The organism is Sphingosinicella rhizophila (assembly GCF_032378825.1).
Classification (GTDB): domain Bacteria; phylum Pseudomonadota; class Alphaproteobacteria; order Sphingomonadales; family Sphingomonadaceae; genus Allosphingosinicella; species Allosphingosinicella rhizophila.
Window position 1 is genome coordinate 428,395 of record NZ_JAVUPU010000002.1, and the last position, 16,007, is coordinate 444,401.

Annotated in this window: 8 protein-coding genes; 6 read left to right on the forward strand and 2 right to left on the reverse strand. The window is 62.3% G+C overall.

Annotated elements, in window-relative coordinates:
• The first annotated feature begins 307 nt into the window (after positions 1-307).
• Entirely contained in the window at positions 308-8,374 is an 8,067-nt protein-coding gene (locus RQX22_RS05150; RefSeq protein ID WP_315724289.1) for an autotransporter domain-containing protein, read from the forward strand.
• A gap of 241 nt (positions 8,375-8,615) precedes the next feature.
• The gene (locus RQX22_RS05155; RefSeq protein WP_315724291.1) at positions 8,616-10,832 is read left to right on the forward strand and encodes a sulfotransferase; all 2,217 of its coding nucleotides are present in this window, start codon (positions 8,616-8,618) and stop codon (positions 10,830-10,832) included.
• A 217-nt stretch (positions 10,833-11,049) separates the two neighbouring features.
• On the opposite strand, the gene RQX22_RS05160 is transcribed toward RQX22_RS05155, so the two are convergent.
• Positions 11,050-11,556 carry an EF-hand domain-containing protein gene (locus RQX22_RS05160; RefSeq protein ID WP_315724293.1) on the reverse strand — a complete coding sequence of 169 codons (507 nt, stop codon included), beginning with the start codon at positions 11,554-11,556 and terminating at the stop codon, positions 11,050-11,052.
• A gap of 307 nt (positions 11,557-11,863) precedes the next feature.
• Positions 11,864-12,832, reverse strand: coding sequence for a glucokinase (gene glk / locus RQX22_RS05165; RefSeq protein ID WP_315724295.1), 969 nt, complete (start codon positions 12,830-12,832; stop codon positions 11,864-11,866).
• A 177-nt stretch (positions 12,833-13,009) separates the two neighbouring features.
• On the opposite strand from glk, the gene RQX22_RS05170 reads away from it, so the two are divergent.
• From RQX22_RS05170 to RQX22_RS05190, 4 genes are all read left to right on the forward strand, one after another.
• Positions 13,010-13,792 carry a 3-deoxy-7-phosphoheptulonate synthase gene (locus tag RQX22_RS05170; protein WP_315724297.1) on the forward strand — a complete coding sequence of 261 codons (783 nt, stop codon included), beginning with the start codon at positions 13,010-13,012 and terminating at the stop codon, positions 13,790-13,792.
• A complete protein-coding gene (locus tag RQX22_RS05175; RefSeq protein WP_315724298.1) occupies positions 13,746-14,183 on the forward strand; it encodes a hypothetical protein in 438 nt (145 codons plus the stop codon). The genes RQX22_RS05170 and RQX22_RS05175 overlap by 47 nt, the downstream gene beginning before the upstream one ends.
• A gap of 262 nt (positions 14,184-14,445) precedes the next feature.
• Complete coding sequence (locus RQX22_RS05180; protein WP_315724300.1) at positions 14,446-14,985, forward strand: RNA polymerase sigma factor; 540 nt, start codon at positions 14,446-14,448, stop codon at positions 14,983-14,985.
• Between the two features lie 236 nt (positions 14,986-15,221).
• Positions 15,222-15,974 (forward strand): FecR family protein, encoded by a 753-nt coding sequence (locus RQX22_RS05190; RefSeq protein WP_315724611.1) that lies wholly within the window; start codon positions 15,222-15,224, stop codon positions 15,972-15,974.
• Positions 15,975-16,007 lie beyond the last annotated feature (33 nt).

Genomic DNA, 16,007 nt, shown 5'->3' on the forward strand with positions numbered 1-16,007 from the left:
CCGTCTCTCCCTTCACCAAAATGGATGAAATTATTTTCGGCGCGGGGCCGTTGGTCTTGCCCTCCTCTTGGCGATTCATTGGCGCAACCGTAAGTCATTGTGTTAGTGAGATATTTGCTGCCAGATTGCCGAGGCGCCGCCTCGGCGGAGGCCGTCATTCCAGGTTGTAGCGGATCGGACACAGCGCGCTGAATGCCTCCGGGAGCGATTTCTCGCTTGATTATTTCCCGCTCATGAACGAACAAGCGTCGCAACCATGCCTGCGCGGTGTGGGCCTAATAACGTGCCGAATCAAAAGGGGACTACAATGAGCCGTTCGAAGATCAGCCTGCTCGCCAGGGGCGTTTCGGTGTTGGCGATGGGTGCAGCAGCACCTGCCGTCGTCTATGCCCAGGACGCTTCCGATCCCGGCATCTATCAGAGCGACGCCGATGTTCCGGGTGTGAACATCTACACTGTCCCCGTCGGCTCGACCGTCTTCGGTCAGCGCGACGACGAACTCACCGGCGCCGCAGCGGCGACGGCGACCGCGGTCGTGACCTGCGCCGGCAGCCCCGATGCCGAAGCTGGCGACGGCGGCGATGACGGCGGCGCTTGCGCCGGCCAGTCGGGCGCAATCACGCAGACGGCGGTAGGCAACGCTACTGCAACGAACTCGATCGCGGTTGCCGGCACGCAAACCGTTCGGGCCGACGCCTCCGCTTCTGCAACCACTTATGCTTCGGCCAACGCCACGATGGACACGGGCGTTCAGCAGAACATCTTCTTCGCCAGCGAAGCGAACAACAACATCGACATTGCCAGCACCGGCTCGCTCGAAGTGCGCGTCAATGCGCTCGCCGACGCTACCGATGGCTTCGCCACTGCCAACGCCTATCTCGGCACCGGTGGCATCGATGGCGCGGGCATCCAGCAGGTCATCGTTTTCGCTACCACTGCTGTTAATACGATCGACAATGCCGGCGACCTCGCCGTTGTCGTCAACGCGCAGGCCACCGGTCTGGGCGGCGCGGACGGTCTGGGTGGCGGCGCGTACGCCTCTGCGAGCGTTTCGGGCCCGGCAATCGGGCAATATATCGCCAGCGTCGACGATGGCACGAACAACCTCAACAACACTGTCGACGGCACGGTTGAAGTCACGGTCCGCGCCGATGCGATTGCCGATGGTCAGGTTACCGCGAATGCCTATCTCGACATTGGTCTTGGTCAGTATGTTTCGGCTGAAGACAATGCGGACAACAACCTCACCAATGCCGGCCTGATCGACATCAGCGTTCGTGCCAATGCCGTCGGCGAGACGGCTTTTGCCAGCGCTACGATCGGAAGCGGCGGTGGTACGTTCAACAGCGAAGCTATCGGCCAGGTCGCTATTGCCACCGGCAGCAGTGGCCTCGCGACCAACGATATCACGAATACCGGCTCCATCGATGTCGATGCGATAGCCTATGCCAATGCCACGCTGGGCAGCGCGACTGCGGTCGTCGATCTCCAGACCGGCATCTATCAGTCGGCGAGCGCGACGGGGACCGGCGGGAACGCCAGCAACCAGATCGCCAACACGGGTGCTGGGGCATCGATCGATGTCAACGCCCAGGCATCGGCAGTCGCTGAAAACGTGCTGTTCACCGGTGGTTCGGCGGAAGCTGATGCCACGCTCGATTATGGCATCTATCAGACTGCCAATGCTGACGAATCCGCCAACGTTGCCATTGCCAACGAAGGCACGATCAATCTCACCGCGAATGCCCTCGCCGACGCGAATCAGAGTGCTGATGCCAGCGCCGATTTCGGCACCGGCATCTATCAGACCGCCAATGGCGGTACTGCGGCCGTTGTCGGCCTCAGCAACACTGGCGGCACGATCAATATCGCTGCCAACGCCACCGCGAATGCCGGCGTTGCCGGTCTTCCGTCGGGCAGTGATGCCGACGCCAACGCGCGGATCGATATCGGCATCTATCAGGATGCCACCGCGACAGCCGTTAGCGGCGTCGCCACGGCGACCATTGCAAATTCCGGCACCATCAACATCGCTGGAAATGCATTGGCCAACGGCATTGCCACGACCGGCGATGCTGATGCGACCGCCACGATCGATACGGGTATCTACCAGACTGCATGGGCGACCGGCGCAGCCGATGATGGTATGGCCACTGCCGGTATCGTGAACAGCGGCACGATCAATATCACGATGACTGCGGACGCGGTGGCAGAGGATGATGCCGAAGCGAATGCCGAGATTGACGGCTACGGTATCTTCATGGGTGCTTACGCCTATGGTGAGGACGCCAATGCCTACAACGTCCTTGATAATGACGGCACCTTGAACATCGTTGCAGACGCGCAGGCGACCGGCGTTGACGAAGTCACGGCAGGTGCATCGATTAGCACCGGCATCTATCAGTCGGCTTATGCTGGAAGCACCGGAACTGCCGGTGGCGAGATGCATGCCACCCTCACCAACGATGGCACTATTTCGATCAACGCCATTGCTCAGGCCAATGGTGCCCCGGCAGGCGGCGGCACGACGGGCAATGCCGAAGCCGACATCGGCATTGGCGTTTACAATGCCGGTTATGGTTCCTTTGCAAAGACAGGCGTCGACGCTGATGCCAACATCATCAACAATGGCACCTTGGAAATCTCTGCGGTGGCCGTTGCCGATGTTACTGGAAATGCTGAAGCGGATGCCACCATCCGTACCGGCATCTATCAGTCTGCCTGGGCGCCGGGTGACGATTCGACCCGTAACGCGGTTGTCGACAATAATGGCACCCTTGATATTCTCGCTTCGGCGACCGCGACCGGCGCCAGCGCCGACGCGGACGCTTCGATCTCGGCATACGGCATTTACAATGCGGCCTACGCAGCCGGAGGCGATGGTGCTGCGACCGCAACGGTCGATAATGCCGGCACGCTGAACATCGGGGCAAACGCCGTCGCCAATGCCACCAATGGCAGCGCCACGGCCCAGGCCTATATCGACACCGGGATTTATCAGTCGGCTACGGGCAGCACGCTGGCCGATGCGAACATCGTAAATAGCGGCGCGCTCAATATAACGGCGAATGCAGTCGCCATTGGCACCGCTGATGGGGATGCCGATGCGACCGTCGAAACCGGCATCTATCAGACCGCCACGGCCTATGGCACTGGTGGCAGCGCACTTGTTTCGCTGGACAACCAGCTGACCGGCAGCTTGGCCATCTCGGCTGTAGCGACCGGCAGTGGCTCGGATGGCGAGGCCTTCGCTGAAGTCGAATATGGCATCTACCAGACGGCAAATGCCAACATGACGGATGCCGTTGCTGCAGTCGATCTGACGAATGCGGGCGCGATCACCATTTCCGCTCTCGCCAATGCGACGGGAACCACGGATCGCGCCACGGCGACGGCCACTGTCGATAATGCGATTTCGCAATATGCCTTCGCGACCGGCACCGGCGGCAACGCCAGCGTCGGCCTTGCCAACACGGGTCTCCTCGATATCTCGGCCGAAGCGAATGCTTTCGCCGGAGAGGGCGGCGGCGCCGATGCCGGCGCCGAGGCTTATGTCGACGGCATCTATCAGTCGGCTGTCGCCAACGATGACGATGGCGTCGCGGCGGCTTCTCTGTCCAACGGTACCGCCGCCTCGCTGAATATTTCGGCATTGGCGAATGCGACCGGTATCGATGGTTCGGCAACGGCCACCGCCACCGTGAGCTACGGGATCTCGCAATATGCGTTCGGCGATGTCGATGCCGATGCAGTAATCAGCAATTCGGGTGCGCTCGACATCAGTGCGACCGCAAACGCTTTGGCCGATGACGATGTGTTCGCATATGCAAGCATAGAGGACGGTATTTACCAGAGCGCTTCTGCGAATGGTGACCTTGGGAATGCGTTCGCTTCGATAGCCAATGACGGTTCGCTTACGATCGCAGCCGCGGCCGACGCGCTTGGGGACGATACTGCGGTAGCGAGCGCATATGTCAGCGACGGCATCACTCAGATCGCTGCTGGCGGTGTCTCCGGCACGGCCGTCGCGGTGATCGAGAATAGCGGAGCGCTGGCCATCACCGCGGACGCAACGGCAACGGGTGGTGACGATGTCTTCGCTACCGCCGTGGCCGGTTCCGGCGCGGCTATCTTCCAGGGGGCCTATGCGGGCGACGGCGCTTCGGCGGTGTTCACCAATGGCGGCACCGACGGTCTCGGCACGCTCACGATCGCCGCTAACGCGAAGGCTTTGTCCACCGACGGCAATATCGGCCTCGACGCGGATGCATATGCTTCGGCGCATGCGAACGGCGTTAGCCAGTCTGCCTTCGGCGGCACCACGGGTACCTTCACCATCGTCGGTACGACCGGCGGCTTTACCGGCGCGCTCACGATCGAGAATGCCGGTCCGGCCTCGGTATCGCTGACGAACACCGGGGCGCTCAGCGTGACGGCGAATGCCGATGCGGCAGCGGATGAGCAGGCTTATGCCCATGCTCATGTGGTTGGTGGCCTTAACCAGTCCGCGGCGGGAACGGATGCCAGCGCTCTGATCGACAACCAGGATGTGATGACCTTTGCCGCCGTCGCCAATGCGACCGGCAGCACCCAGGCCGCTGCCGAAGCGTCGGTCGAGGGTATCAATCAGTCTGCGCTCGCAGCCGAGATCCAGATCACATTCTCCGGCGATCTGGTCGCTCCGGGTAATCTCACCGGTGAGATTGCCGACGTTCCGTCGGGTCTGGCCTTGGCCTCTCTGACCAACACCGGCACGATCGCCATGGCCGCTACGGCCAATGCCGTCGGCGGTCCGGTCGACACCCTGGTCGGCGGTATCGCCGCTTCGGCTTCCGCCTTCGTGGACGGCATCGATCAGGCGGCGCGCGGTGCGACGGCTTCGGCCATCCTCAACAATGAAGGCGATCTGTCCTTCACCGCCGAAGCCAATGCCAATGGCATTGAAGTCGGTGCTGGCACGACCGCCGTTACGGTGGCCACATCGGCATTCGCCTTCGCAGGCGCGTCCGGTGTTAGCCAGGTTGCGACAGCGGTTGAAGGCGCGATCGGGGCGAACGTGGTTCTGCCCGTCATCCCGCCGGTCCCGCCGGTCGTCGTGAACGGCGAGGTCACGGCAACCCCGGTCGGAACCGCTGTGGCTTCTCTGACCAACAACGGCAGCATGGTCGTCGGCGCTGTCGCCAACGCCACGGCCGCCGAGGTTGCTGGTGCGGGTGCCGGAGCATTCGGCATCTATCAGCAAGCTGCTGGCCTTGAAGCTACGGCAAGTGTGGTCAACGACGTGGACGCGGTCCTGTCGGTCACGGCGGACGCCGCGGCTGTCGGGGGAACGGCCGCTGGCGCGGGCGCCTTTGCTACCGGTATCAGCCAGTTGGTCACCGCGATCGACTATGACACCGATTTCACCCTCACCTTCACGACCACCGCGGGCATTACGATTACGACGGCGCCGACCGCCGAATCTCTGACGGTCGGCGGTGTCGCCAATGCCTCGGTCGAGAATTCAGGTAACTTCGACGTGGCTGCGGTCGCCTCGGCGGTCGGGACGGCTTCGGCTACGGCAAGTGCCGGTGCCTTGGGCGTCTTCCAGGCCGTCGCTGCTGAGGATTGGAATGCAACCTTCCTCAACAATGCGGGTGCCGACTTCGACGTCAGCGCAACGGCGAGCGCGTCTGCGACCGCTGGTGTGGCCAATGCATCGGCCGGCGCCGCCGGTTATGTGCTGGTCGCCTCTGGGGGCACGCTGACGGTCGACAACAGCACCACCTTCGACGTGTCGGCGGTGGCTGTCGCGGCCGGAACCGCCGGCTTCGCCGGTGCGAGCGCGGTCGGCATCAGCGCCTCCGCCGTGGGTGCCGGTACGCCGGTGGTCGTAGGTGGCGCTCTCGAAGGCACGATCGACAACAATGCCGCCTTCAACGTTCTGGCAAGCGCCAGCGGCGCGACACTGTCGTCGGCAACCGCCACGGGCATCTTCCTTGGCTCCAACGTCAACACGATGACCATCACGAACACGAGCTCGATCACGGTCGAGGCCATCACCGCCAATGGCGGCCTGGCCACCGCGAACGGCATCGTGATCGACGATAACGGCGTTGGTGCTGCCCCGGTCGGAGGGGAAGTCCTCACCATCAATAATGATGGCGGCGACATCCAGGCCGCGATCAGCACAGATGGCGGGCTCGATCGTGATTGGGGTACGGCGATCGACGTCCAGAACGCTCCGAACGCGGTGCAGATCAACCTGCTCGGCGACGGATCGATCTACGGCAATATCGATCTTTCGGCCGATGATGCGATCCTGGTGTCGGGTGGCGAAACCTCCTTCAACGGCATCATCAATCCGGACTCGGTCGGAACCGATACGGACGATGCCGCTCCGGTGGCCTTCGAAGGTTCGCTCGACATTGCTGCCGACGGAACCCTGTTCCTTCGTCACAATGCCTGGGAAGACGGCTACAACGACCCGGCTTCCAAGGTCTATGTCAGCGACTTCAACATCGCCGCTGGTGGAACGCTGGCTCTCGAGCTGCCGATCAGCTCGGTCGCTACGGAAGCAGAGGCCGATTATCCGCAGATCTTCGCCAATACGGCGGATATCTCCGGTGCGACCCTGGATCTTCGCCCGAACTACGAGAATGGCGCGCCATTCCTGTGGGATGATGAATATAATTTCGACAACATCATCGAGGCGGATTCGCTGACCGGCGAGTTTGCCGACAACAGCCCGGAGGTCGATGGCGCGAACTTCCTGATCAACGCGCAGATCACCTACGATGCGAACGAGAACGTCGATCTGACGATCAGCCGCACGCCCTTCGGTCAGCTCGGCGACGAGACGGCCAACCAGGCTGCGGTCGGTGGAGGCCTCGAGGCTGTCTACAGCCCGACCCTGACCGGACCGTTCGCCAACCTGCTGGCGGAATTCTTCACCCTGCCGACCGAGGCCGAATATTATGACGCCTTGGATCAGCTGAGCGGCGTCGAATATCCGCTCTATGTCCACAACATCCGGAACAACACGTTCACCAACAACGTGTTCATTGCGGACCAGATCGACTGCGCGATCGACATTCGCGGTGTCGATGCCTGCCGTACGCCTGAAAAGGGTGCACGGTTCTGGATCCTGGGCACCTACAACTGGAACAAGCTTGACGGGAACGACAACTTCATCGGGTACAAGGCCAATAATTGGGCCGCGTTGCTCGGTGTCGACTATCGGTTCGGCAACAACTTCCAGCTCGGTGCCTTCGCTGGTTATCGCAATGCCGACATGAAGTTCCGGGATGCCCTCGGTAGCGACATCGACTCCGATGGCTGGCAGCTGGGTCTGACCGCCGCTTATGATGTGGGCAACTTCTACATCAAGGCAGTCGGCAGCTACTCGATGATGGACGGCGACAGCGAACGCACGATCGACATCGGCAACTTCGGTGGCAACATCACCGGCGAGCCAGATGCCAACGTCTGGTCCTTCTATGGTGAGGCGGGTGCTCGCTTCGACATGGGCGGCTCGTGGATCACACCGTTCGTCGCGATCGACCACACCAGCATCAAGCTGAAGTCGTTCGTGGAAAGCGGTGTTCCGGGCGCCAATCTGGCCATCGACAGCCAGACGGAGAGCCAGACCTCGGGCCTCATCGGGCTGAAGTGGGCCGGCAATTTCGGCGGCATCGTTCCGGAAGCCAAATTGGCCTATCGCCACGACTTCGGCGATCGGACAATGGGTGTCGACCTCCGCTTCGCGGATGCTCCGGCCGGCAGCGACTTCCGGAAGGCCGAACGTTACGATCGTGGTTCGATCGTGGCTGGCCTGAGCCTTGCCGGGGTCATGTCCGACAAGATCACCGGTCGCATCGGCTATCTGGGACGGTTCAACGACGACGTGAAGGATCATGCGATCTACGGCTCGCTGACCTTCAAGCTGGGCGGCCCGGCCGAGCCGGCGCCTGAGCCAGCCCCGCCGCCGCCCCCGCCGCCGCCCCCGCCGCCCCCGCCGCCTCCGCCGCCCCCGCCGCCGGTTCAGACGGTCGGTCCGTACATCGTGTTCTTCGACTGGGATAAGTCGGATATCACGCCGCAGGCCGCCGCCATTCTCGACAATGCGGCCGCCACCTATCAGCAGACTGGTTCTGCCCAGGTGATGATCGCAGGTCACGCGGATCGGTCGGGTTCGGCCAGCTACAATGTCGGTCTCTCCGAACGGCGTGCCGCCAATGTGAGGTCCTACCTTGCGGGTCGTGGTGTTCCCGACGGTGCGATGGCGACGGAAGCGTTCGGTGAAAGCCGGCCGCTGGTCGAAACCGCCGACGGTGTGCGTGAGCCTCAGAACCGCCGCGTGGAGATCACCTACGGACCTGGCGCAGGAATGTAGTGGATCGGCCAGCAGCCACTTTCGGGTGGTTGCCAGCGACAAAGGAAGGAGCCGGCCCATTGGGTCGGCTCTTTTCTTATCAACGGTTGAAGAGGCTCCGCCGCAGCGTGGCGGGACAGCCCCATTGCCGTGGTTCCCGTGAGAGCCGGCTTCCCGGCGGTGTTAATCGATTTGCTATGGCGGGCAGGAATCCGCTAACCTTCCCATCGCAATCCTACCCAAAGCTTTGACAGGAATATCAATGGCTAATCCCGATTCTGCAGTCGCGACCGTTCCGGCCGCCGCCAACGCTCCAAAGATGAAGCGCATCCCGATGACGCCCGCTAAGGCCGTGGAGGCCGCGGGGAAGCTGTTCTCGCAGGGAAAATTCAAGGAAGCGCACGACGTCGCGAAGCAGATCGTGCAGCATAATCCGAAGATGGCCGATGGCTATAACGTGCTTGGCGTGAGTTTGAATGCGATCGGCAACTCCAAGGAGGGGGCGGCCATGCTGCAGAAGGCCATTTCGCTGGCGCCCCGCAATGCGAGCTTCTACGCGAATCTGGGTGAGATCGAGCGGCAGCGCGGACGGAATGTCGAGGCACGCCAGGCATTGCAGAAGGCAATCGAGCTCGATCCCAAACAAGCGTCCGCCTATAACAATATCGGCATCCTCAATTTTCAGCGCAAAGCCTATCGCGAAGCTGTCGCAGCCTATCTCAAGGCTATCGAGCTCAATCCCAATTTCGCCGAGGCCTATAACAATGTCGCCAATGCAAGCCGGTTCATAGGCGAGCATAACAAGGCGCTTGGCTATTATCACAAGGCGCTTCAGCACCGCGAAATCTACCCCGAGGCGTATAACAATCTGGGTAGCCTGCTGAAGGATCTGGGCAAGCTCGCGGAAGCGGAACATGCTTTCCGCAAGGCCATGTCGCAGAATTCCAATTATATCGAGGCCTATAACAATCTCGCTTTGCTTCAATTCCAGCAAGGCAAGGACACGGATGCGCTGCGGACGCTGTCGGATGCGCTGCGGGTACAGCCGAACAACCCCGATACGCTGACGACGACCGCGCGCGTGCAGTTGCGGCGAAACAATTTCACGGCGACAGAGCAGGCCGCACGGCGGGCCCTTGCCGCCAAGGCCGATCATGCCGATGCGATGATTGTGCTGGGTCAATTGTATCACGAAACGGACCGGTATGATGAAGCCACGGCGATGCTTGAGGAGGCGTTGAAGCATGCGCCGAATTCACCGGAAGCGCATAATTTCTATGGTGTTGCGTTGAAGTCGGTGGGCCGCCTCGACGAAGGGCGGACCGAGATCCTGAAGGCGCTCGAGCTCAATTCCCAGAATTATGGCGCTTATGCCAATTTGAACGACCTGGTGGATTTCAAGGACGCTCCGGAACTGGTCGAGAGGATGGAAGCCATCTTCAAGGCGTCGAAGAATCATGACGATCCGCGGCTCATGGCTCTCCATTTCGGTTTCGCCAAGGCGCTGGAGGATATCGGGCAGCATCCGCGCGCGCTCGATCATTATCTCAAGGGCACGAAGCTCAAGCGGGCGACGCTCGCTTATAACGAGCAGGAGACGTTGCAATTCTTCGCGGACATCAAGGCGGCATTTACCGCCGAATTGTTCGATAAGCGGCCCTTTGCCGGGTTGCCGACCAATCGCCTGATCTTCATCGTCGGCATGCCGCGGTCCGGATCGACTTTGGTCGAACAGATCCTTTCAAGTCACCCGGATGTCTTTGGGGCCGGCGAAGTTAAATATCTCGCGCGTGCTATCGGCCAGCTGCGTGACCGCTTCCCCTCGATGGCGAAATATCCTGCCATGTTGAAAGAATTGGAGAAGTTTCACTTCGAGACGCTCGGAAAATCCTATCTGAAGCAGATCGAGCCCACGGCCGGTGACCATAAGCGCATCACCGACAAGCTGCTGACCAATTATTTCTTCGTCGGCCTGATCCACCTGATCTTCCCGCACGCGAAGTTCGTCCATACCCGGCGCAATCCCGTCGACACCTGCCTGTCGGGCTTCACGAAGCTGTTCAAGGACGACATGCCGCACAGCTACGACTTCGGTGAGCTGGGCCGCTATTATCTCCAATATCAAGACCTGATGGATCATTGGCACAATGTGCTTCCGGAAGGCGTCCTGATGGATGTCCAATATGAAGAGGTCGTCGCCGACGTCGAAGGCAATGCCCGCAAGCTGATCGAGCATGTCGGCCTGGATTGGGACCCGGCCTGTGTCGAGTTCCACAAATCGAGCCGCCCGGTGAAGACTGCAAGCGTCGCCCAGGTGCGCAAGCCGGTCTACACGGGTTCGGTGGAGCGCTTCCGCAAATATGGACCCGGCATTCAGCCGCTGATCGACGCGCTCAAATATGATGCGACGCCGGATGCCAAGCCCGCGGGGCCGAAAGCCCCGGCCCGCAAGAAAAGCACGAAGGCCGACGCTGGTTGAGGATGCGGACGTTCGAGCCATGGAATCACCTGGCGGCTCGGAACGCACTGAAGGCAAGGAAATGCGGGACTCGCTTTCGGTCTGATATGACCGAGAACGAGTCCAGCCAGCTTCGCATCTGACAGCTGGCAGTCGCCGGCTCTGAAAAAGAAGAAGGGCAGGATGCGTGCATCCTGCCCTTCTTCTTGCCATCGGCCGTTGGCCGAAGGCTTGGCTTTTATCGCCGGCGCGCGGCCGGTGCGCGCGCGGGCCGCATTTCGGCCGCGCTCAGCCTGCCGTCCTTATTGGCATCCATGCGATCGAACGTGGCCAGGACTTGCGCCGTGGCTTCGTTCAGCGACACCCTGCCATTCTTGTCGGTGTCGGCGCCGCTGATCCAACCCGCCGAATTGGCGGTCGCCGGACGCCGATTGGCAGTCAATGCCGTCTCGAATTCCTGCTTGCTGATCATATTGTCCTTGTTGCTGTCGATCCGCGCGAACTGCGCATCGCGCTGCGCGCGGGCGCGTCCTTCGGCCGCCGAGACGCGCGCCGCGAAGACCTTGTCTGCTTCGGCCTTGTCCACCTGGCCGTCGCGATTGGCATCCATCGCGTCGAAGGCGGATTTGGCCTGGGCCTGGGCCTGTGCGCGGGTCTGGCTTGCTGCTGGCGCCTGGGCGGGAGCCTGGGCCGGCGCGGAAGCCGCTGCCTGCAAAAGGAGCATCATGGCGGTCGTCATCGTCATTTCAAATCAATCCCTTACTGAACCTTGCCTGCCTCCGCACGGCTAGCCCAATCATCGGCGATCGACAATGAATGGCATATGACCGTCCCTTTTCGGGAGATATGCCTCATCCTGATCCGGCCGCTGGCCTTCGGCATGTGCTGGCGTGAGCATGCGGCCATAGCCGAAGGCCGGCCCGCTTACCACCCCGGCCCACGGCGCAGCTACAGGTCGATCCTGCTGCGATCCGGCGATCGTCGAGGCCCCGCGGTTCTTCGCAACGCCTCCGCCTCTCCGGCTCCGACGCCAGCATGGCACGAGTCCGACGCTACCGCCCGAATTCCTGCGCGAATGCGGCGGCTGCTCCGAACAGGCCGGGCTGGGGATGCGTGATAAGCTTCACGGGAAGCGTTTCCATGCGGCGTTCGAAGCGGCCCTTGGCCACGAACCGCGTCGGAAAGCCGGAATCGGCAAGCCGGTCCGCCAGCCTCGCGCCCAGACCTCCGGCGATCACGACGGCGTCGGCGCCGTGGGCCAGTGCCATGTCCCCCGCGGCGGCGCCGAGGGTCAGCAGGAAGCGATCCAGGGCGGCTGCGGCAAGCTGGTCGGTCCCGCCCATGGCCGCCTCCCACAATTCTCTCTCGTCATGATAGGCGATAGGCTGGCCCTCGATTTGTGCCAGGGACTGGTAGATGTTGGCCAGGCCCAGGCCAGAGGCTACGCGCTCCACCGACACGCGCCGGTAGCGGCTGCGGAGCAAGTCCAGGATCCGATCCTCAAGGCTGTCCAGGGGCGCGAAATCGACATGGCCGCCTTCGCTTTCGATCACGTGATAATGGCCGTCGCGCCGCAGGAGCTGCGCCACGCCAAGGCCGGTTCCGGGGCCGATGATGCTGATCACGCCCTGCGCCGGCAGCGGCTGGTCGGGCCCGCACAGATGGCGGAAATGGTCTGGATCGAGCTGGGCGACGGCATGACCGACGGCACCGAAATCATTGATCAGCGCCAGCTGGTCGACACCCAGCTCATCTCCGATCGATGCGAGGCGGATCATCCACGGATTGTTGGTGAGTTTCAGGATCTTGCCCTGGATCGGCCCTGCCATGGCGATCCCGGCGGCGGAAGGAAGCGGCCGGTCCAGCCTCCGCTTGAACGCCTCCCAGGCCTGCGGAAGGCTGGCATGTGCCGCCGTCTTGAGCGTGGTTTCGCTGCCGAGCGAGGCCACCCGGCCTTCCCGGATCTCCGCGATCGCGAACCGTGCGTGGGTCCCGCCAATGTCGGCGGCGACGATCTCCATCGTGTTGCTTCCCTCCGCGTCCGATCATTCTGCCGGCCTGCGCCATTCTGGACATCCTGCAGCTCACTTGCCAACTGAAAAGCCGGTCGGGTGCGCTTATGCGGGCACTCTCGCTATTTATCGGCCCCGATCCTAAGGAGCTTGTGGCCCAGGGTCATCCGTGATGCGGCAGGGACAATGACGAAGAAGATCGACGACGTCCGGATCACCGGCATCAAGGAACTGGCCTCGCCGGAGAGCCTGCTTGGCGCGCTGTCGCCGGGCGATGCGGCGAGCCGAACCGTTTACCGGGGGCGGCATGCGATCCATGAGATACTCCACGGCCAGGATAACCGGCTCGTCGTGGTGGTCGGGCCCTGTTCGATCCACGATCCCGAGGCTGCGCGCGATTATGCGGGGCGGCTGATGGGCGAACGGCGGCGCCTTGGCGACCGGCTGGAGATCGTGATGCGCGTCTATTTCGAAAAGCCGCGGACCACGGTCGGCTGGAAGGGGCTCATCAACGATCCCGATCTCGACGGCAGCTTCGACATCAACAAGGGGTTGCGGACGGCGCGCGAGCTGCTGCTCGACATCAACGAGATGGGTCTTCCCGCCGGCACCGAATATCTCGACATGATCACGCCGCAATATATCGCCGATCTCGTCGCCTGGGGTGCGATCGGCGCCCGCACCACCGAATCCCAGGTCCATCGCGAACTTGCGTCCGGCCTCTCCTGCCCGGTGGGGTTCAAGAACGGCACCGACGGCAACCTCCGCATCGCCTTCGACGCCGTCAAGGCCGCTTCCCATTCCCATCATTTCGTCGGCGTGACCAAGCGCGGCGGATCGGCGATCCTCACGACCGCTGGAAATGANCCGCATCGCCTTCGACGCCGTCAAGGCCGCTTCCCATTCCCATCATTTCGTCGGCGTGACCAAGCGCGGCGGATCGGCGATCCTCACGACCGCTGGAAATGACGATTGCCATGTCATCCTGCGCGGTGGTGCCGAGCCCAATTTCGACGAACGGGGCATAGCGGCGGCGGAAGCGGAGGCAAAACGGGCGGACCTGCCGTGCCGCCTGATGATCGATGCGAGCCACGGCAACAGCCGCAAGGATCCGGCCAACCAGCAGGATGTCGTAAGCCACGTGGCCGCACGCGTCGCCGATGGCGAACGGCGCATCTTCGGGATGATGATCGAAAGCCATCTCGTCGAGGGACGGCAGGATTTCGCCGACCCTCGCACCCTGGTCTACGGCCAGAGCATCACCGACGGCTGTGCCGGTTGGGACGCCACGGTCCGGATGCTCAACGGCCTTGCGGAAGCGGTGGAGGCGCGGCGGGGGTTGCCGTTCCTGGCCGGGTAAGTGATCCCATTCTCGGCGACATCCCGTCCTCTGTTTGGTGCCGCATTCCGCCTCCGGCCGACGCTGTACGCAGACCGTGGAGCAAGTCGTACGGAAATGAACCTCTCGATCGAAATTAGTCCTGGCGCCGGCGTGTGGTAGGAAAGTTCGCGGCCGGGACTCTTTGTCGGGCGGATTATACCCGGCGTGGGAATTGGCTCGAAAGGGAAGGGATACGGCGACGGGCTGTCAGGTCGAACGGCGCAATCGCATCGCACGGTGGGTGGCGGACCACGTCATGCCCCACGAGCCTGCCGTGCGCGCTTGGCTTGCGCGCTCGCGTTTTGATCTGGAGGATATCGAAGACGTCATCCAAGAGGCCTATTGCCGGCTGGCGAGCCTAGACGCCGTCGAACATATCAGCCGTCCCGGCGCCTACTTCTTCTCAGTGGCGCGCAACTTGGCGGTGCGACGGCTCAAGCGGGCGCGAGTGGTGCCTATCGACACCGTCGCCGAGATCGAATCCTACCGCGACGATGAAAGGCCCAGTCCGGAACAAGAGGCCGATGATCGCCGCAACCAGACTCGGCTTCGGGCGCTCATTGAGGAGTTGCCGGAGCGTTGCCGTCGGATCGTCAAAATGCGGAAGCTTGAGGACCGGACGCAACGGGAGATCGCAGCTGTGATGTGTATGAGCGAAGGAATGGTCGAGAAGGAATTGCACAAAGGCGTGCAGACAATTCTCCGAGCTTGGGCTGAGGCAGATACACGCTCGGCCGAGCAGATGCAGCGGATCGCGATGGCGAAAGGGGAACGCGGATGAGTTCCGAAACCAGTCTCGACCGCCAGGCCGAAGCGATCCGTTGGCTCGTTGCCATGGATGCGGCCGGTTGGGACGAAAGTTCGGAGCGGGCACTGGAAGTCTGGCTTTCGAGCGATCCCCTTCGGCGCGGCGCCTTTCTCCGGGCGCAGGCGGCCTGGTTGGCGCTCGGTCCAAGGGTTCACGCGTTAGCCGATCGTTTCGATTCTGAGAGCGATGGTGCAAATCGCGGCACTTCAATGGGTCGGCGCGTCTTTCTGGGCCTTGGCGCTGCTCTTGCTGCCTCGTTCGCCGGTGGGTTGCTCGTGTGGAGCAGGCCAGCGGTTTTCGAGACGAGGGTTGGTGAAATTCGCAGCGTCCCTCTGGCCGACGGATCAGTCGCCGCGATAAACACTGCCAGCGTCGTGAGCGTTGATTTTGCGGAATCCAGGCGCTCGGCACGTATCGAGCGCGGCGAAGCCTGGTTTCAGGTAGCCAAGGATAAGACGAGGCCCTTCGTAGTCGAGGCAGGTCGCGTACGGGTGCAGGCGGTGGGAACTGCCTTTTCCGTTCGCAGGCGAGAGGCTGGCGAGGGCGGTGTGGCGGGCGCCGAAATTCTGGTGACCGAAGGCGTCGTCGTGGCTTGGGCGGATGGTGCCGAAGGCAATCGTGTGCGGCTTGCCGCCGGCTCGCGGACATTTATCGCCGACAATGCCGGAGTGGAACGGGTCCCGGTGTCACCAGCAGAGGCGGACCGCGCATTGGCTTGGCGAAGCGGCAGGATCGATCTGGTTGCTCAGCCCTTGAGGCTCGCCGCAGCGGAGTTCAACAGATATAATCAGCGTCAGATCGTCATCACCGACCCAGCGCTCTTGTCCGAACAGATAGACGGGACGTTTAGCGCCAATGATCCTGAAGGTTTCGCTCGTGCACTTGGTGTCAGCATGAATATCACTGTTGATACAGCCGACCCCACGAAAATTCGCATCGGTACGCCGCATTTCACACGCTAATCGGCACGCGGTGGTAGGAAAGTTTCGAACAGG